The following is a 19,354-nucleotide window of genomic DNA, read 5'->3' as shown; positions in this document are numbered from 1 at the left end:
TTATACAAAAGTTTGAATCTGAAGCATCACAAGGGTGTAGGGGAGAAAAGTGTTTATTTCATTTAAGAGGTAAGGTAATGATAAATTCTGTTCCTGCCCCTAAAGTAGAATTTACATTCAGAGTGCCATTGTGCTTTTCTACGATAATTTGACGAGCGATCGCTAATCCTAAACCTGTACCTTTGCCTACGGATTTGGTCGTAAATAGATGGTCAAATATTTTCTGTTTGACTGATTCACTCATCCCTATGCCGTTATCTGAAATGGCAATTTTCACAGATTTATTTTCTACAGCAGTTTTAATGACAATCCGGTTGGGATTAGCTTTAATTTCCTCTTGGGTGCGTTGCTGATTAGATTCTTCTAAAGCATCAATAGCATTAGCTAAAATATTCATAAATACCTGATTCAACTGACCAGGAAAACATTCAATTCGTGGTAATTCTCCATATTCAGTCATAACGTCAATGGCTGGACGCTGATCATTAGCTTTGAGACGATGTTTCAAAATTAAAACGGTGCTATCAATGCCTTGATGAATATCAAATGGTACTTTGTAATCTCTATCAGCACGGGAGAATGTGCGAAGACTGGTGCTGATATTTTTCAGGCGATCGCAAGCCATTGTCATGGAATCAATCATTTTGGGTAAATCTTCCAAGCTATATTCCAAGTCAATTGCTTCAGCATGATCGAGAATTTCTGCATTTTCCTCAGTGAGATTTTCTTGATATAATCTCAAATGTTCAATCAGATCAGCAATTGTAGGTTGGGCTTGTTTCAGCGTGGCAGCAATAAAACCCAAGGGATTATTCATTTCGTGAGCCACACCAGCAACTAAATTACCCAAAGCAGACATTTTTTCACTTTGGATCATTTGTAATTGGGCGTTTTGCAAATTAGCCAGGGCTTGCTCTAAATCTTGAGATTTTTGTTGTAAAGCCAGTTCGGCTTGTTTGCGATCGCTAATATCTCGCATTACAGCTACCGCACCAATTTTGTTACCCGCAGCATCAATGATGGCTTGTCCACTAGCTAACAGGATTCTCTGCAAACCATGCTTTGGTGCAATCACCATTTCGGCGTTTTCGACTATTTCTCCTTTAAATGCGCGAAATAAAGGGATTTCTGAGGTTGATAGTTTGGTTTTACCATCTGCCTGATAAAGATCAAAATGTTCAGCCCATTGTTCTGGTGTGATGGCTTCTACCGGTAAGCCATGAAACTCACGAGTTGCTTTATTAAAGAGAATTAACTTACCACTAGCATCACAGACAACAATACCATCAGTAATATTATCAATGATCGCATTTAAAAATTCTCGTTCTTTGGCTAAAGAGGCTTGTACTTGTTTGCGATCGCTAATATCAATTACTACCCCATCCCAAAGAATCGCGCCATCGGGTTGTTTTTCTGGCCGAGCCGCAGATTGAATCCATTTGACAGTTCCTGAAGGGAGGACAATACGCCATTCTCGCTCAAATGGTGTGAGTGTTTGAGCAGAATGGAGAATTGCTTGTTCAATAACTGGGTGATCATCAGGATGGTGTAAAGCGTAAAGATTAAACTTTCCTGTCATCACTAATTCTGGCTCGACACCATATAAATCTAGACAGCCAGAACTCACGTAGGGTGTTGAGACTGAACCGTCTGCACCCAAACGAAATTGATACACCATCCCCGGAATATTATTGGCTAAATTTTGGAAGCGGGTTTCATTGGCTTGCAATTGGGCCAGAGAATTTGACAGTTGTTGGGCATAATTTTGGTAATTTTGATAAAGTCGGGCATTTTGTAAAGAAATAGCCGCTTGCGTACATAATAGGTTCAATAGTTCGACGCGATCGCTGGTAAACGCGCCTGTAGCTAAGTTGTTTTCCAAATACAACACACCCAACAATTTACCTTGATGCAAAATTGGCATACACAGCAAACTCTTGGGTTGATGTTTTAAAACATAGGGATCGGCTAAAAATGAGGGATGTGAACTAGCATCTATGACTACACTGGGCTGTAAAGTCCGTTTGACAACATTGATTAAACTGATAGGTACTTCTTCACTTTCTGATAACGGCTGGGACTGTAAAACGATGGAGTATTGTGTGACATTACTGACAGCCTCGACTTTGAGTTGGTCTTCATCAAGTAACATCAATACACATTTATCTGCACCGGCTGTAGTGGTGACAATTTCTAAAAGCGCAATCAGTAATTTATCAAGTTGTATTTCACTAGAAAGATTATGAGAAGCTTTCAAAACTGCATTCAAGTCGAGGGTGACAGAGATGGTACTGCTGTTTCCCGATGAAAAGGTTTTATGTGTTAAGAAATTTTCTTTGGCTCTGACAGTTTCCGATGATGAGAGTTTTGTGGTTGTCTGTTGGAGAATTTTTGTCAAAAGTTGGGGATAATGTTGTTCTAAATCAGCAACTTTGGCTTTTGCACCCCAACGCGCATAGCTATAGTAAGCCTCTGTCATGTATTCTTCCGCGACGCGTTGTTTTCCCCAATCTAGATAGAATTTAGCAGCTAGTTCATTAGCAAGTGCTTCTTCTTGCAGATAGCCTTGTTCTTTAGCTAGAGAAATGGCGCGATCGTACATTTCTATAGCTTCACTTTTCTGTCCTAAGATTTTGTGGTATTGTGCCGCTACCAAAGTAAACTTATGCTCATGATTCGTTGGTGCAAACTCTGCCCAAGATTGAAGTTTCGTCTGATTTTCTGTGACTTTGGCTATAAAGTCTTGTTGTTCGGATGACGACACATGGGGATATAAAGCCAAACGAGTTAAAGAATCATAAAAGTAAAAATTTGGTATCAAGATTAAGCCATTGATACTGGCTAAATATTTTTCTACTATGGCAGCGTTTTCTAGTGCTTGTTGGTAATTAGCAAACAAATTACATAGCAGTAACTTACAAAAATGTACTTGACAAATGATGCTAACTTGATTGGCTGCATAATGTAAAGGTAACATTTTTGTTTCGTCATATTTTACCCCACTTAAACAACAAGGATCATCGTTATCACCTAGTAGGTTTAAGACCGATTGATGATAAACATTATTAAAGTTGGTGTAGGTAGTTTGTTTGAGTTGAGAAATCACTTGTCCATAGTTAGATATGGTTTTTTCTAACTTATCTAATTCTTGACCACTTAAATAAGCATATCTGCCAAAAACATAAGCAGACATCGCCGCATATTCAATATCACCATTTTCTAACCCGCAAGTGTAGGCTTCTACTAGGGAAGTTAAGGTTGTTCGCAAATGCTCTTTCCAGTGGCGGACAAAACAATTAAAGGCAAATAATGTTTTGGATTTTAACTTTTTAGCATTTAATTTATCGGTTAAGTCTAACGCAACTTTTCCTAATGCGTAACCTAAATTAATATCTCCTAAGAGAGTACAGGTAAGGAGTCCGTAAGTAGCGTAGGCATAGGTTGATTCTGGGGCGTTACCATAGAGAATTGATAATTCTACTTGCTTAATCACAATTAACTTGAAGAAGCTGGGTGCAGCTTGATAAGCAGCAGAAATAATATTAGATAAAATTTGCATTGCTGCCAACATTTTCGCATCTTGCATGGTTGGCAGTTGTAAGAGGTTAGCTATAGGTTGCTGTTGGAGGAGTGAATTTGCTTGTTCTATAGCTTGTGTAATATCTTTTTGTTCAGGCTGTTCTGGTAATTCTATCCCCAGCGATCGCAACACCATCAAGGCTAGTTTTAATGCTTCTAAATGGCGACTTTGTGCCATACAAGCCTGAATTTTAGTATTATAAACAGGTATGTGTTCGAGAAAATTTATCGCATTTTGAATGACAATACCTGCATATAATTCCATGTCTTGAAAATTGCCACTCAAATAACAAGCTTCTGTAATTGCTTCGTATAGTGCTAAAGTTAAATCATATTGATTTTGCCAACTGTCTGTAGGTAAAAGTTGTAAACCTATAGTTAAATAATCAACTGCTGTTGTATAAGCAGTTGCTGTTTTTGCTTTCATACCTGCCTGGAAATTTAACTCAATGAGTTGATGAATTTCCCCCGGTTCAGTAATGAGTTTTTTGCCCACATTTAATTGATTAACAATAGCAAAAATCTTGTCTTCTATAGCAATATTTTGTGTATTGTGTCGTAAAAGTCTGCCAATTAATAAATGTGTGATTTCTCGTTGTTCTGGAGGAATCAAAGAATAGGCAGCTTGCTGCACACGGTCATGTAAAAATTTATAGGTAAAAATTGTATAATCTTTGTTATTCAACAAGAGATGATGATCACCTATGGCAAATTTATAGACATCACTCTGAGGTAAAATTAAACCTGCCTGTAGGGCTGGCCATAAATCATGGGATGTTGTTAATTCTGATTTTTCTGCCACAATTGCCAAGGTAGCTAAATCAAACTGATTACCAATACAAGCTGCTAATCGCAAGATATTTTGGGTGGATGTTGGCAGTTTTTTTAACTGCAATGCCATAAAATCCACAATATCATCTGTAATAGATTGCTGCGTCACTTGTGTAATGTCACATTCCCAACAGCCAGATTGATAGTTGAAATAAATCAATCCGTCTTGATGTAATGCTTGGAGAAATTGACTAGTAAAAAATGGATTACCCTGAGTTTTTCTAAATATAAGTTCAGAAAGATGACTGGCTACATTCTTTTGACATTTTAGGGTATCAGCCACTAAATCGTTAATTTGGTCGGAATTGAGTGGTGCTAAATTAATTCTATTAATAGTTGCTGCGGTTTGGGCAATTTCGTTGACAGTCAACATCAATGGATGCGCTGGGTTGACTTCATGATCACGATATGCACCAATGATGAATAGATGACCTGTATCAGCCATTAATAACTGCATTAATTTTAAAGATGCAGAATCAGCCCACTGCAAGTCATCTAAAAATATCACTAGTGGATGATTAACACTGGTAAAAACTTGAGTAAATTTCTGAAACAGCAGATTAAACCGATTTTGAGCCGCAGTTCCTGATAACTGGGGTACTGGTGGCTGCTGTCCGATGATTTTTTCTAATTCGGGAATAACTTCGATAATGACTTGGCTATTTTCTCCCAAAGCTGCTAAGATTTTGCTTTGCCATGCTTGGATTTGCGAGTCACTTTCTGTTAGTAATTGTCCCATTAAATCCCTGAAGGATTGAACAAAGGCACTTAAAGGAATATTCCGTTGAAATTGATCAAACTTACCTCGAATAAAATAACCTCGTTGCCTGACAATGGGCTTATGGACTTCATTGACTACAGCCGTTTTGCCAATTCCAGAAAAGCCAGCCACTAACATCATTTCTGTCGCCCCAAGGCTAACTCTATCAAAGGCTTCTAAGAGTGTGGCGACTTCGGTTTCTCTACCATAGAGTTTATCAGAGATGAGGAAGCGATCGCTTATATCCCGTTGTGCAATTACAAAGCTTTCTATCCCACCAGTTGTTGATAGTTGAGTTAAACAATTTTCTAAATCAAATTTCAGCCCCGTTGTACTTTGATAACGTTCCTCGGCATTTTTTGCCATTAATTTCATCACGATATCCGACAACACCGAAGGAATATTTTCCAGATGCTTGAAATCAGGTGGTGTTTTCGCAATATGACAATGCACTAATTCAATCGGATCATTTGCTGTAAACGGTAAATTACCTGTCAGCAATTCATAGAATGTGACACCTAAAGAATAAAAATCAGTCCGGTAATCAACACAGCGATTCATTCTCCCTGTCTGTTCAGGAGAAATGTAAGCTAGTGTTCCTTCTAACACATTGGGATTAACCAGTGTTTGAGTTTCTCGTGGTAACAAAGATGCAATGCTAAAGTCAATTAATTTTACTTGTTTAGTTACAGGATTAATTAAAATATTGCTAGGTTTAATATCTTTATGAATAATATGATTTTGATAGACTATACTTAAGGCATCACACAAGGCGATCGCAATTTCCAAAAACTCCTGTAGAGACTTGACATCTAACTTCCCTACACTCTTGAAATATTCTTTCAACGAAATACCGCCAAAATCCTCCATTACCAGAGCGTAACTGTTCTGGTATGGCTCTAGACTATAATTATCGACAATTAAAGGTGAGCAAAGATTATTAGCAATGGTATATTGATTGCGAAATTGTACCAGTTCGCTAAAAGTCGGATAAGGATTTTTTAGAAGTTTAATAACTACGGGTAATGAGTCAGTTGTCCTTTCACCTCGATAAACCAAGGTTTTAGAACCATTATAGATTTGTTCGCTGATATGATATCCCGGAATATTGAACATATTCATAAAATCTTGATGACTTCCAGGTTTAGTGTTCCCAAATGTAGCCATTTTGCATCATTTATGAATAATAGTACCCCAGACTAAGTGAATAACTGAACAAAATGGATAGATCAAGTAATGCCAATTCTCCACTATCCACAACTTACGGATTATTGCTAAATAATCACAATTTAAGAAAGTCAGCTTGAGTATAGGTTTTTGAAATTTATAGATATTGGTAGTCAGCCACACTCTAACCCTCCCAGGGGAATTAAGGGAGTAAAATGTGACATCATGACTTTAGTCATGGATAAATTTGTGACTTTTGTAGGAAGTATAATTTTACATATAGAGTTTTAATCGTATTGGGTGGCAATTGAATATAGCTAAAAGCTATTTACTAATTAAGGGAAAGTTAACTCTTTCCCTATTTTTATTAATTTTGCCATCTCCCAGGCTGGGATTTGCTGAGTTAATGGATAAGTTCCCATGAGTTACTATGACTTTGATAATCATTTCTGGTTGCCTAAAACTGTGTGTATGCAGTCAAAATCTATGGAGAATCGGCAAAGATATGCTCATCATACAGTTATCAAGGCCAGCTTCATGATATCTATTACTATATCAATCTGCTTGTTTTTCAAAATATTATCTAATATTACCTATAATAATTTAATAAACATCAATAGTGTCGATCATAATTGTTTGCTGTTAAAAGGTAGTAGTGAATTTCAAATTTACTGCTCAAAAACAGATTGATACAGCATAATTAGAAAACAGGAGAGCAGGGAGCCAAATTAAATTGGATTCCTAGAGGAGTAGAGAAGGCATCTGGTGAGAGATAATCTTGTAGTGCAGCAAGATGATTCGCCCACGGTACAAGATGAAGCTAGCGTTTATTACAGCCACACCCCAGAATGTCAAACTAGGCAGTGGTACTTTTGTTGGTAATATTCACCTTGTGAATAATTTGCGATCGCAAGGTCACACAGTTGATATTTTTGCCCCAGCACAGATGTCTAAGGGGACTTTCAGCTATGTGGCGCATCGTTTCTGGTGGAATTGGCAACTTAACCCCTCTAGCTTCGATAACTATGATATCGTCGTGGGACTAGATATGGATGGTTACACTATCGCCCACCGTGTCAAACCGCCTTTTGTCGCTTATATTCACGGTATTATCGCCGACGAGGCTAAATTTGAGCAGGGTTTGGTGCGTCAATCTTTAGAGTTAATGTCAAAAGCAGAACGTGTGAGTGTGCATCGCGCCCAGATGGTGGTGACAACTAGCCAATACTCTGTTAATAGACTCGCTCAACTTTATCAATATAACGGCCAAATTCACCCTGTACCACCACCCATAGATTTACAGCAATGGGATACAGCCGTGGCGGATATCTGCAAAACCGGAGAAAACACAGTCAGTGAACGTCCGACGGTGTTGTGTGTGGGGGTACAGTATCCGCGAAAAAATGTAGCTACTCTCATTCGCGCCACCGCCATAGTTCGCCGTCAAATCCCTAATGTGGAAGTACGAATTGCTAGCAAAGGGCCAGAGTGGGAAAACTTGCGTCAATTGGCTGAAGAATTAGATTTACAGGAAAACGTGACATTTTTGGGCTATGTATCCCGCGAGGATTTGGTGCGTGAATATATTCGCTGTCAAGTCTTTTGTTTACCCAGTTTGCAAGAAGGATTTGGTATAGTATTTGCCGAAGCAATGGCTACTGCTAAACCCATCGTCGCGAGTCGTGCTTCCTCCACACCAGAAGTGATTGAACATGGTGTGCAAGGGTTGCTAGCGACTCCTTTAGATGCAGAAGATTTAGCAAGTCAACTGTGTGAATTACTTTTATCCCCAGCTAAAGCCGCAGCGATGGGTCAAGCTGGACGTGCTAAGGTGGCAGAATTTGCTGCTCCTATTGTGGCGCAAAATTTCAGTCATTTGTTGACCAAAATCGTGAAAGTGGGGAATGGGGAATAGGGAATAGGGAATGGGGAATGGGGAATAGGGCATGGGGAATGGGGAAAGATTAATTAGCTTTTGGCTTAATTTCTGAGATTAATTGCTGGCTAAACTATGAAAGTTATTTCTGCTGCTTTGAGTATTTTATTGAGTCTATGTTTATTGACTATCGGTGGTTGTCAAACAGTCCCGCCAACTAACAATAATGTCATTCATCTTACCCTTTGGCACGCCGTCAACCCACCTCCTAACCGAGATGTGTTTCAAAAACTCGTAGACCGTTTCAACCAAACCCATCCCGATATTCAGATAGAATCACTCTATGCAGGTCAACTAGACCAGCAATTACCCAAGGTGTTGACAGCCGTTGCTGGTAATGTCCCACCAGATATCTTATTCTTTTATCCCCAAATTACAGGTCAGTTTGTGGAAATCGGGGCTATTCGACCTTTAGATGAATGGCTAGACAAATCACCCCTAAAATCAGAAATTGTGCCTAACTGCTTTGGCGAGATGCAGTTAGATGGTCATATTTGGTCAGTTCCTCTGTTTGTCGGGAATGTGGGACTTTTTTACAGACCAGATTTGTTTCAAGCGGCGGGAATTAGTGAAGTTCCAAAAACTTGGTCAGAATTGCGAGAAGTCGCCAAAAAGCTTACTATAGACCGCAATGGTGATCAACGTCCTGATCAGTATGGTCTATCGATGCCTTTAGGGAAAGGCGAGTGGACGGTTTCTATTTGGTTTCCCTTTCTATTTAGTAGTGATGGCACAGTAGTTAAAGATGGACGACCTGATTTAGTAAATGATAGTGCGATCGCTGCTTTAAAATTCTGGCAAGATTTAATTAAAGACGGCTCAACTAAATTCTCTGCACCAGAACGGGGATATGAAGAAGATGATTTTATTGCTGGTCGTGTAGCAATGCAGTTAACAGGGCCTTGGACATTCATCATGAAAAGTCAAGTTGATTTTGATGTCATGCCCATCCCGATGAATATACACCCTGCAACTGTACTTGCTAGTGGCAATATGTTCATCATGAAAACTACCCCTGAACGAGAAAAAGCTGCTTGGAAGTTTTTAGAATACGTCATTAGCGAACCATTCCAAACTGAATGGAGTATTGGTTCCGGTTTTTTACCCATCAATTTAAAGTCTGCCCAAAGTCAAGCCTATCAGGAATACATCAAACAAAAACCAGTGATGAAAACCTTTTTAGAGCAATTGTTTGTATCAAATACAAGACCCATTATTCCTGGTTACAGTCGCTTGTCTGATAGCCTGGGACGCGCTATTGAAGCTACAATGCTAGGCGCACCCCCAGAAGCCAGTTTAAAAGAGGCGCAAGCAAGGCTGGATTTAATTGGCAAATAACTAGACAAAGTTAAATACTCAGTGTAAATTTTAGGTTATTCACTGAGTATTTATTACTTTATATGGTGCAAGATAGTCAAACATCTACTAGTGATGTTTTCGCTAATATCTATGTGAATAATGTTTGGGGTGGCAATGCAGGAGAGTTTTTTTCTGGTAAAGGCTCAAATGAAATTTTTGCTATTCCCTACAGTCAATTAATTGCTAATTTTATTGTTGAAAAACAGTTAAATCCTATCAAAATTGTTGATTTAGGCTGTGGTGATTTTCGTGTAGGGCAGCAGCTTTTACAAGCTTTAGAGAATGTGCAAATTAAATATCAATATACAGGGATAGATATAGTACCCCAATTAATAGAAACCCATCGTCAGAAATTTGCTAATGCTCAGGTAGAATTCTTATGTATTGATGCCATAGAATCAGATTTACCTCCTGGAGATATCTGTTTAATTCGCCAAGTATTACAGCATTTATCTAACGAACATATTAACAATATCTTAGCTAAAATCTCTCAATACAACTATGTATTTGTGACGGAAAGTTATCCTGAAAATCTAGAAGATACTGTCCCTAACATCGATATATCTACAGGTGCAGAAATTAGGTTAGAGAAAAACTCGGCAGTGTTTTTAGACCAACCACCTTTTAATGTACATAATGTAGAACTGCTACTAACATTACCCTATCCAGAGGAAAATCCTTTGTATGGGAAGCACAGTCAACTGTGTACATTTAAAATCGAGAATTAATATTTAGATGACTGCATAATAATTAATGAACTCTAAAATATTACCTGCGCCTCTCAAACCTGGAGATTTACTAAAAGTTATTACCCCTAGTGGTGCATTGCGGGAGTTTGATGCTTTACAAGCAAGTATAGAAATTTGGCGATCGCGTGGTTATCGCGTCGAAGTGTGCGATAATATTGACTACAATTGGGGATATCTTGCCCATAAAGACGAAAATCGCCGTCATCAATTAGCAGAGGCTTGGCATGACCCAGAATGCCGGGGTATTCTCTGCGCTAGGGGTGGTTTTGGTAGCACCCGCATCTTAGAAAGCTGGTCTTGGGAAAATAATTTATCGACTCCTAAATGGCTAATTGGCTTTTCTGATATTACAGCTTTGTTGTGGAGTCTTTACAACGCAGGTATATCCGGGTTACATGGTGCTGTACTGACCACCCTAGCTAATGAACCGTCTTGGTCAATTGAACGGTTATTTAATTGGGTGGAAGGACGACCTATTGCACCTCTTAAGGGTTGCGGTTGGGGTGGTGGTGTAGTCGGTGGCTTATTACTACCAGGAAATTTAACCGTGGCTACCCATCTTTTACACACACCCATTCAGCCAGACTTTAATGGTGTCATTTTAGCCTTAGAAGATGTCACCGAAGCACCATACCGCATTGACAGAATGCTGACTCAGTGGCGTTTAAGTGGTGTTTTAACTAAAGTCAAAGGTATCGCTTTGGGTAGCTTCACCAAATGTGAACCCCCGGCGAATGTTCCTAGTTTTAGTGTAGAAGAAGTATTGCGCGATCGCTTGGCTGACTTAAATATTCCTATCGTTTCAGACTTACCTTTTGGTCACGGTGCAGAAAACGCCGTTCTTCCCGTAGGAATGTACGCCACCCTTGATGCTGACCAGGGTATTTTGAAACTATAGCCGTAGTCAGAGTAATTAGGACACTGCTTGATGGAGAACGATTTCCATTACATCACGTAAATTTTCTAAGTATAATACCATTTCACGAAAAATCTGATACAGATTTAAACCTTGAAAATCTAGCTGCATCTAGGTTTTTTAATTGCGTTAGCGTTCGCGGTAGCGTCTCGTAGAGAAGCGGGGCGAGAGCATCGTTGCGAATTGCGAATTGCGAATTGCGAATTGCGAATTGCGAATTGGTATAAGCTCTTGGCTATCGCTATAAAAACCTGAATTCAGGTTAATTGAAATTGGGAATACTAATAGGGTATCAACTCAAGCAAATGAGGCATTTCACTATTGAAATTGCTGAAGATGCTTGAAATACTCAAGGTGTGGATACCCAAATATGAGTCCAATACGAGCAGTTGTTGTTGCTTTTATCGTCATATCTGCTTTAGTAGCGTGGTGGAAATCTGGCTTAAAATGCCCTATTTATATTCATGTGCTGGGCGGTTTAGCAACGGCTTTAGGTGTTCTGATTGTTCAAGGTATTGAACCAGAGATGCCGATTAATCAATGGTGGCTGTTAGGAAAATGGTGGATTGTTCTGATCACCCCAGCTTTTGTCTATGGTGGTTTTGCTGTTTATGGAGGTGCAATTTATTCCAAAAAAAATTGACCTTGCCACCATTTAGAATGACTCGTAACTACACTAATTAGAACTAAGTACCTCAAATGATTTTACTTCGAGGACAGGGCCAATCATGGCGATCGTCATGATATCATCACGCACCTGTCCTATAACTTTAGCTTTTTGTCCAGCCTTGAGTAATTCTTGGTCTGCACCCTTGAGGATTTCATAGGTGACACCCTCATCGCTAACCAACGCCCATGAACCCATACCGAGTTGACGGCGTTCGATTGTTCCTGTAACTGTGATGCTCATAAGATTTAGGGAATGGGGAATGGGGAATGGGGAATGGGGACTGCTGGGGACTGGGGACTGGGAGACAAGATAAATTTTACTCCCATGCCCAATGCCCAATGCCCAATGCCCCATTCCCATTTACGCTGTTTGTCCTTCGTTTTTCAATGCTAATCTAGCTAGTCCATAACAGAGTAAGGCGTTAGTAAAGAGGAAGATTCTAGCTAAGTTATCGTTACTAAAACCCCAAACTACTGGGTCTAAAACTGCACTGACTGCTAAACAAGCGGCTACACCTAGAGTGGAACCAATAGCAAACCATTTCCAGCTAGGATGACCTAGTAATAATGCTACTAGCACTACCGGAATTAAGACGCTAGCAAAAATCGGATTGAGAGCGTCAGTACCTTGTATGCTGTTGCCTAATTCGGGAATGGAACTGCCCAAAACGCGGAAAGGCCACTGGGGTAGGTCGAAGATATAGATTCCTTTGAGGAAGAATAACCCAGAACTACCAAAAATTAGACCGCTAGATAATGACCAACTCCAAGCAAAGGGGAAGTAAACCCGCAAGAACCAGGCTAAAAGATAGGAACCTAGTACCATTAGGACTTTTGGCAATAGGGCAACTGCACCGCCATCTATCCAAAAACCAGGGTTGAGATAGCCATTATCCCGTAACCACCGGAAGAAATCTTGGAAGCTGATTTGTCCTTGGGTGGCGAGTTTAACTGCTGCTTCCGCGTTGAGTTGTCCAGCACCGTAGTAGTTTAAACTATCTTCTTTAATTACCCGTGCTGACTGTTGGAGGACTTTTAAAATTTCCTCTGGATCTTGAACACCTTTGGCTTTAATTAAGGCTGCTACACCCGCAACGTGGGGAGAAGCCATACTTGTACCTTGGAGTCCCAAGAATACGCCTTGTCCTTGTTCATTGATGGTTTCTTGGAGAATTGCACCAGCATCAGTTCCACCAGGGGCAGAAATATCAATACCTGCACCAAAGTTAGAATAGGGGGCTTTTTCACCATCAGGGCCGAATGCTGACACCCCGATGACATGGGGATAACGGGCAGGGTATGAGGCGGAATTGTCGTTTTCGTTACCGGCGGCGGCGATGATGACTACACCTTTTCTATGGGCATATTCAATGGCTTGTTTGAGGAGTTGACTTTCTCCACCACCCCCCAAGCTCATATTAATGACATCTGCGCCTTTGTCGGCTGCAAATTTAATGGCTTCGGCAATATCAGCTACAGTCCCACCACCGTAAGCACTCAGCACTTTTAGGGGCATGAGTTTGGCTTCGTAAGCAATTCCCGCTACACCATATTTATTATTGGTAGCTTGGGCAACAGTACCAGCAACGTGAGTACCATGTCCGTTATCATCGCTAGCATCTTCTTTGTCGTTGACGAAATCGTAACCTTTAACAAATTTGGTTTCGTATAAGTCGCGGACTTTGGTAACGCCTGTGTCAATGACTGCGACGGTGACACCGCTACCTTTGGTTTCTTTCCATGCACCTTCCACGCCGATTTTGTGGAGATTCCACTGTTTGCTGTAATATTCGTCATTGGGTGCAGTTAATGAAGGTTGAAAATCTTCACCTTCTTGGGGTCGTAGAATTTCGCCTAACCAAGTTGCTTGAGATGCCGGCTCAATTAGCTTGTAGACGTAATTCGGTTCAATAATTTCTGTAGCTTTAGCAAAGGGAGATTTCCGCAGTTCTTTGAGCCGATCGCGATCGCCCTTGATAATATAAACATTATCTTGCGCTGAGAATTTATTATCTAATTGAGGAGTAACGTTGTATTTTTGGGCGATCGCTTGTAAATCTTTCTGAATCACATCTGCGGGAATATCTTCCCGAAAATCCACTAAAATTGTCTCGAATTCACCTTTTGCTGCTAGTCCCTGAAAACTCAGAAACCCCCACACAGCAGATATCAACCCGACGACAAACAAGCAAAGTATTATCAGTTTTTTCATACCAACTCATCACCGCTTTTTGCCAGTTTGCTCACTACGATAACTTATCTACACCCCTAGTTGGTTGAGTTTGCAATTAAGTTACACCTTTTTTAGTTAAATCTTTGACTGAGGAACATTTAAACAATGGAACGTGGTCTTTTCTGGTTGCCCCTATTAATCATATTTTTCTGGCTGGCTTGGCAAGGCTCAAAGGAGTATCAAAAGGTCGAAGCTTATCGTACTTGGGCAGAGCAATTTGATCGCGCTAAATACGATATTTACGCTGTCTTGGGTCAAAAGGATAACAGCATCACCTGGGGCAAGCCCACAGCCAAGGGACTAATCCAACTGCAAACTTTCTCACTGTTAGATGTTCAAAATATTCACCTGCTGATAGATGGAAAAGTTACAGATATAAATGCGCTTCCCCAGAAGGGTCGGACAATTGAGCTAGAATTTATCTTTAATGAAGCTAATCAATCAGTAAAAGTTCCGTTCACAGAAATTTCTTTAGCGGCGGAATGGGGTAAGTTTTTACAAGGTGCGTTGCAAAATATTACGAAGTAATAGGGAAAAGGAAAGAGATAATATTTAAATCTCAATGCTGTTTCAATTAATAATATTTAGCATCTTAATGAACTGGTTATTTTAGCAAAGACCTCTCTAAATTTATCCTTGGCTTGATGTAAATGGGGTACATCCCAATCAGGTAATTGTGGTTTTTCTAGTTGGTTTGTATCTAAATAAACTGGATATTTCACCTCAACCTGTATTGCTTCAACTCCTGATATTTGACTATAAAATCGAGTAATATAACCACCTGTAAAGACTTTATTTTTTACCACTTGGTAACTACTAGCTGTAAAACTCGATTCGACTGTTAACATCAAAAATTCCTTACAGCTTTTTCCGTTAGAATTTCCCAAACATATTTGATCATCAATTAATCCACCAAAACTGTGTAAATCTAGCAAATAGACTTTTCCGAACTCCTGCACTTTTTCTTTCAGTAAGTTTTCTAATTTTTGATGATAGGGAAGATAATATTTATGTATACGATTTTGTATGTCTTCTAGACTAGGATGATCTTGATAAATTGCCTGACCAAATGCTGTTTGTAGCGGTACAACAGATGACCAAAAGTTTCCTGCTATTGGTTCTTTTAATTCTCGGTTTAAATCAACCACATATCGACTGTAATTAGCTTGCATGACTGTTACTCCCAATTGAGGGAGAAAATCATACAGTTTATCTAAATGCCAATCTTGGTTAGGGAGATATGCTTGAGAAAGATGTTGAGCTATATTTGCCGGAATTTTTAACCCACTATGGGGAATATTAGCAACTATTGGTACTGCTGGTGATATTGGTGTGTTAACAGTAAATAAATCCATTGCATTAGCTGTAATTTCAATTAAATTTTGCTTATGAATGCTGAGATAAAATCCAAAATACCAGTTGCATTAACTATTGCTGGTTCAGATAGCGGTGGTGGTGCAGGAATTCAAGCCGACTTACGCACCTTTGCTTTTCATTGTGTCCACGGAACTAGTGCTGTAACCTGCGTGACGGCTCAAAATACGTTGGGAGTAGCGCGAGTTGATGCCATGCCACCAGAGGCAGTTGTAGCCCAAATTCAAGCCGTATTTGAGGACATTGGGGTACAAGCGGCGAAAACGGGAATGTTACTCAATCAAGAAATTATCGCTGCTGTGGCTAAACAAGTTGAGGCTTTAGGAATTCCTAATTTAGTTGTTGACCCTGTGATGGTATCACGTACAGGGGCGCAGTTAATTGATGATGACGCGGTGAAAACGCTCCGAGAACAACTCATACCCCAAGCTGCTATTATTACACCCAATCGCTACGAGGCTCAGATTTTAAGCGGTTTAACGGTAAATACATTAGATGATATGAGGGCAGCAGCACAAGTAATTCATCGTCATTTAAAGGCGAAAGTCGTGTTAGTGAAAGGTGGCGGAATATCAGGTAACGCCCGTGGTGTTGATATTTGGTTTGACGGGCAGAAGTTAGAAACTTTAACCACACAGCAAGTAGATACTCACAATACTCATGGTACTGGTTGTACTTTATCAGCTGCGATCGCTGCCAATTTAGCCAAAGGTGAAGATTTATGGCAATCTGTACAACAAGCTAAAAAATATGTTACTAATGCACTCACTTACGCCTTAGATATAGGCAGAGGTCAAGGCCCGGTAGGACACTTTTACCCTTTGTTACCAAACTGACATTTATACAGGCAAGATAACCCCCAATCCAAACTCAGCTTTGGCGAATTTAATATCCCATGCCCAATTCCCTATTCCCAATGCCCAATCATCTATTGCCTGTTTCCAAGCCAACTATCTTTTGATAACATTGCTCATACTCTAAATTCAACTCATTTTTATACCAAACCACCAATGCGAACAACCACTGGTTCTGTTCCAGGCAATCCACCAAAAGCAACATCCCAAAATCATCCGACTTCCGTGCCATTATACGTATATCGGGAATTATCTGCGGAATTAAAAGCAACACAGGCAAAGTTAGATGTGCTGACTACTAAAAACCAACAGTTAGCACAGGAAAACCAACGTCTGCGTTATGAAATTACTCAAGTAGTTAAATCTTTTATACACCTACAAAAATTAGTAGATTATCCTTCTACACCAAACTTTACTCATACCCCCACTTCTCACCCTGAAGTCAGTAATATTCCTAGCACCGATGCACCTGCTAAAGAACAACCACGCCCACAAGCTACTCGTTCACGCCAACCCATCATACCTGAACCTCCAACCAGCAAAGTCAGTCACACTGATTTCTCTGTACCTATAGTAGAAATCACCTCTCCCACACCAGAAACAGTTTTGATTGAAGAACAAGAGGTAAGTTATTATCCTAACTCCAAGCCAGAGCCTAAAGAAATGAATGGTTGGTGGTTAGCAATCAGCATCCTGCTGATTATGTTGACAGCTTTCGGGGCTGGGTACTTAGTTGTGCGTCCCCTGTTTCAACATCAAAGCCGTTAGAGGAGATGCTAGGGGAAGCAGGGGAGGCAGGGGAAGCAAAGAAGAAAAACTAATGACTCACCACTCACTTAGGAAATTTTTGAGCATATTTAATCAAATTAGACATTTATGTGGTTTTAATGGTTTAAAACCATAATTTTGCAGCGTGTTTCACTACAGTAGCTTAATATCAAAATTTTAAGAACTAAGCAATTAATTTATAGTGTCTACTGCTAATCTGATAAATGCTTATCTGGGTCAGATGCAGTTATAAAACATCAAATTCTCACATCCATCTTAAAACTAAGATGAATTGTGAAAACATGAGACATTTGATCTGGTTAGATATATAAACGCGCTTACTAAAAATTAGGAGTCGATGACATGAAAAAGGTAGAAGCAATTATCCGTCCATTTAAGCTAGACGAAGTGAAAATTGCTTTAGTCAATGCGGGAATTGTGGGGATGACAGTTTCTGAAGTCCGAGGCTTTGGACGACAAAAAGGACAAACAGAACGCTATCGCGGTTCTGAGTACACTGTTGAGTTTTTGCAAAAACTCAAGGTGGAAATCGTAGTTGAGGACAACCAAGTTGATATGGTGGTTGATAAGATCATCGCTGCTGCCCGTACTGGCGAAATCGGTGATGGTAAGATTTTTATCTCCCCTGTAGAGCAAGTAGTTCGGATTCGGACTGGCGAAAAGAATACAGAAGCCGTTTGAGTTGTGAGTTGTGAGTGCTGAGTGCTGAGTGCTGAGTTTTGAGTGCTGGGTGGAAGTAGTTGAGAGAGAATTGACTACTCCCCCGAATTTAATTCGGGGGATTCTAAAAGGATGCTACGCGAAGGGTTGAAACCACATCGCTCCGCTTCTTTTTAGCTGTCACCCAGATATAGATCCGGGTGGGGTGAGTCAAAGCACCCCTAGACACTCCACTTAAATCAAGTCCAAGTGTTGTGCTTACTTTACGGATGATATTGGCTGCACCATTGCAATCCGCATTGATGTACCAATTCATTGCCGTTCTAAACAGTCCGCGTTTTACTCTGCGTCCAGAAGATTTCCAACTATCGGGTTTTTCACCGTGTTTCGGGAGGGTGTCACTATCAACAAACGATGCTGCTGAGGTGTTAGCTTCTTCTGTTTCTACAAACTCAATGCCGTACTGTTGGCATAGTTGCCCAATTCGAGTTTTGAGTCTAGTGGTGGGGATTTGGACAAATTGTTGATTGCGCTTGTTGCCCAAATTAATCTCTTTTTTGATGCCTTGCCCCCAACCAAATACAACTCTACCAATGCGATGATCTAGACAGTGGTTAATAACAATTCGCGCCACTTTATTGATAGCATCTCTCATTTGTCGGTTGCGTTTCTCGGTGATAGTAGCAAGCTTGTGAGACCAAAACCCTTGAGGTTTATTCTCTTTACTTGTCGCTACTTGTTTGTTGTACCAACGATTTAAGCTTTTGATGTGTTTGCCATCAACAATGAAACTTGTACCCACATTAGAAACACAGGTTAGCCAGTTGTTTAGTCCGTGGTCAATACCTAGCACATTGCTTTTATCCACGTCTGGTTTTATGGCAGTGACTTTGTAGACAAACTCCGCGTAAAAGCAACGGTTTCTAGGTAGAATCCTTAACTCTTTAATATCCTCAAATCTCAGATTTGATGGCATCGGTAGAGTAAATGAATCCAAATTGAACCATGTCTTTACCAAAGAGCCAAGGGGTATCCTGATTTGCCCATCTTTCAGTTTTAACGCTTGTTTTGGGTAAGTAATTAAGTTGAACCCATTCTTTCTGTACTTTGGTGGTCTAGGTTTATCCGTTAGTTCACCACGTTTGTACAAAGTATTAAGCTGTTTAAATGATGCAAAAGACTCATAGACAGAACCGCATACTTGTTGTGCTGCTTGAGAGTACAATACTTGAAAATGACGATTTGATTTTAACTCGTTATTTAGTTCAAATTTAGTAATATAGCGTTTAGCTTTAAACCAGATTTGACGAGCATAGTAAACGGCGCAGTTAGAAAGTTTATTCGCCTCTGAACAAATAAACTCTAAAATTGCTTTCAACTCTGGAGATACGTCAATCAAAACTTGTTGACAACCGTACAAATAAATCACATCCTTAATATTATTAATTATCTCATTATTTACGGTTTTATAGTGTTAA

The 19,354-nt window shown here is 39.9% G+C and carries 14 protein-coding genes; 9 read left to right on the top strand and 5 right to left on the bottom strand.

Going from position 1 to position 19,354, the window contains the following annotated elements; translation table 11 throughout:
- Nucleotides 1–58 precede the first annotated feature (58 nt).
- Entirely contained in the window at nucleotides 59–6,337 is a 6,279-nt protein-coding gene (locus ACQFX9_RS15785; protein ID WP_427156870.1) for an ATP-binding sensor histidine kinase, read from the bottom strand.
- A gap of 814 nt (nucleotides 6,338–7,151) precedes the next feature.
- Here ACQFX9_RS15785 and ACQFX9_RS15780 point away from each other — a divergent pair.
- From ACQFX9_RS15780 to ACQFX9_RS15760, 5 genes are all read left to right on the top strand, one after another.
- The gene (locus ACQFX9_RS15780; RefSeq protein ID WP_427156869.1) at nucleotides 7,152–8,252 is read left to right on the top strand and encodes a glycosyltransferase family 4 protein; all 1,101 of its coding nucleotides are present in this window, start codon (nucleotides 7,152–7,154) and stop codon (nucleotides 8,250–8,252) included.
- A gap of 96 nt (nucleotides 8,253–8,348) precedes the next feature.
- Nucleotides 8,349–9,611 (top strand): ABC transporter substrate-binding protein, encoded by a 1,263-nt coding sequence (locus ACQFX9_RS15775; protein ID WP_427156868.1) that lies wholly within the window; start codon nucleotides 8,349–8,351, stop codon nucleotides 9,609–9,611.
- A gap of 62 nt (nucleotides 9,612–9,673) precedes the next feature.
- On the top strand, nucleotides 9,674–10,360 hold the full coding sequence (locus ACQFX9_RS15770; RefSeq protein WP_427156867.1) for a class I SAM-dependent methyltransferase: 687 nt from the start codon (nucleotides 9,674–9,676) through the stop codon (nucleotides 10,358–10,360).
- A 25-nt stretch (nucleotides 10,361–10,385) separates the two neighbouring features.
- Entirely contained in the window at nucleotides 10,386–11,279 is an 894-nt protein-coding gene (locus tag ACQFX9_RS15765; protein WP_427156866.1) for a S66 peptidase family protein, read from the top strand.
- Between the two features lie 388 nt (nucleotides 11,280–11,667).
- A complete protein-coding gene (locus ACQFX9_RS15760) occupies nucleotides 11,668–11,940 on the top strand; it encodes a hypothetical protein (RefSeq protein ID WP_427156865.1) in 273 nt (90 codons plus the stop codon).
- Between the two features lie 33 nt (nucleotides 11,941–11,973).
- Here ACQFX9_RS15760 and ACQFX9_RS15755 read toward each other — a convergent pair whose 3' ends face one another.
- Entirely contained in the window at nucleotides 11,974–12,207 is a 234-nt protein-coding gene (locus ACQFX9_RS15755) for a hypothetical protein (RefSeq protein ID WP_427156864.1), read from the bottom strand.
- A 120-nt stretch (nucleotides 12,208–12,327) separates the two neighbouring features.
- Nucleotides 12,328–14,178, bottom strand: coding sequence for a S8 family peptidase (locus ACQFX9_RS15750; RefSeq protein ID WP_427156863.1), 1,851 nt, complete (start codon nucleotides 14,176–14,178; stop codon nucleotides 12,328–12,330).
- A 126-nt stretch (nucleotides 14,179–14,304) separates the two neighbouring features.
- On the opposite strand from ACQFX9_RS15750, the gene ACQFX9_RS15745 reads away from it, so the two are divergent.
- Nucleotides 14,305–14,727, top strand: coding sequence for a hypothetical protein (locus ACQFX9_RS15745; protein ID WP_427156862.1), 423 nt, complete (start codon nucleotides 14,305–14,307; stop codon nucleotides 14,725–14,727).
- A 56-nt stretch (nucleotides 14,728–14,783) separates the two neighbouring features.
- Here the strand turns inward: ACQFX9_RS15745 and ACQFX9_RS15740 are convergent, their stop codons facing one another.
- Nucleotides 14,784–15,554: an N-formylglutamate amidohydrolase gene (locus ACQFX9_RS15740; protein WP_427156861.1), complete on the bottom strand. Its 771-nt coding sequence runs from the start codon at nucleotides 15,552–15,554 to the stop codon at nucleotides 14,784–14,786.
- 33 nt (nucleotides 15,555–15,587) lie between these two features.
- Here ACQFX9_RS15740 and thiD point away from each other — a divergent pair, with 33 nt between their 5' ends.
- The 3 genes from thiD to ACQFX9_RS15725 all read left to right on the top strand — a co-directional run bounded on the left by thiD (nucleotide 15,588) and on the right by ACQFX9_RS15725 (nucleotide 17,897).
- Nucleotides 15,588–16,409, top strand: a complete 822-nt coding sequence (gene thiD / locus ACQFX9_RS15735) for a bifunctional hydroxymethylpyrimidine kinase/phosphomethylpyrimidine kinase (protein WP_427156860.1) — start codon at nucleotides 15,588–15,590, stop codon at nucleotides 16,407–16,409.
- A gap of 174 nt (nucleotides 16,410–16,583) precedes the next feature.
- Complete coding sequence (locus ACQFX9_RS15730; protein WP_427156859.1) at nucleotides 16,584–17,195, top strand: hypothetical protein; 612 nt, start codon at nucleotides 16,584–16,586, stop codon at nucleotides 17,193–17,195.
- 363 nt (nucleotides 17,196–17,558) lie between these two features.
- Nucleotides 17,559–17,897: a P-II family nitrogen regulator gene (locus ACQFX9_RS15725; protein WP_017749852.1), complete on the top strand. Its 339-nt coding sequence runs from the start codon at nucleotides 17,559–17,561 to the stop codon at nucleotides 17,895–17,897.
- Between the two features lie 103 nt (nucleotides 17,898–18,000).
- On the opposite strand, the gene ACQFX9_RS15720 is transcribed toward ACQFX9_RS15725, so the two are convergent.
- A complete protein-coding gene (locus ACQFX9_RS15720; RefSeq protein ID WP_427156858.1) occupies nucleotides 18,001–19,305 on the bottom strand; it encodes an RNA-guided endonuclease InsQ/TnpB family protein in 1,305 nt (434 codons plus the stop codon).
- Nucleotides 19,306–19,354 lie beyond the last annotated feature (49 nt).

The organism is Aliinostoc sp. HNIBRCY26 (assembly GCF_050235535.1).
GTDB lineage: Bacteria > Cyanobacteriota > Cyanobacteriia > Cyanobacteriales > Nostocaceae > Trichormus.
The sequence above is the reverse complement of the archived record's forward strand: the minus strand, read 5'-3'. Positions and strand labels throughout refer to the sequence as shown.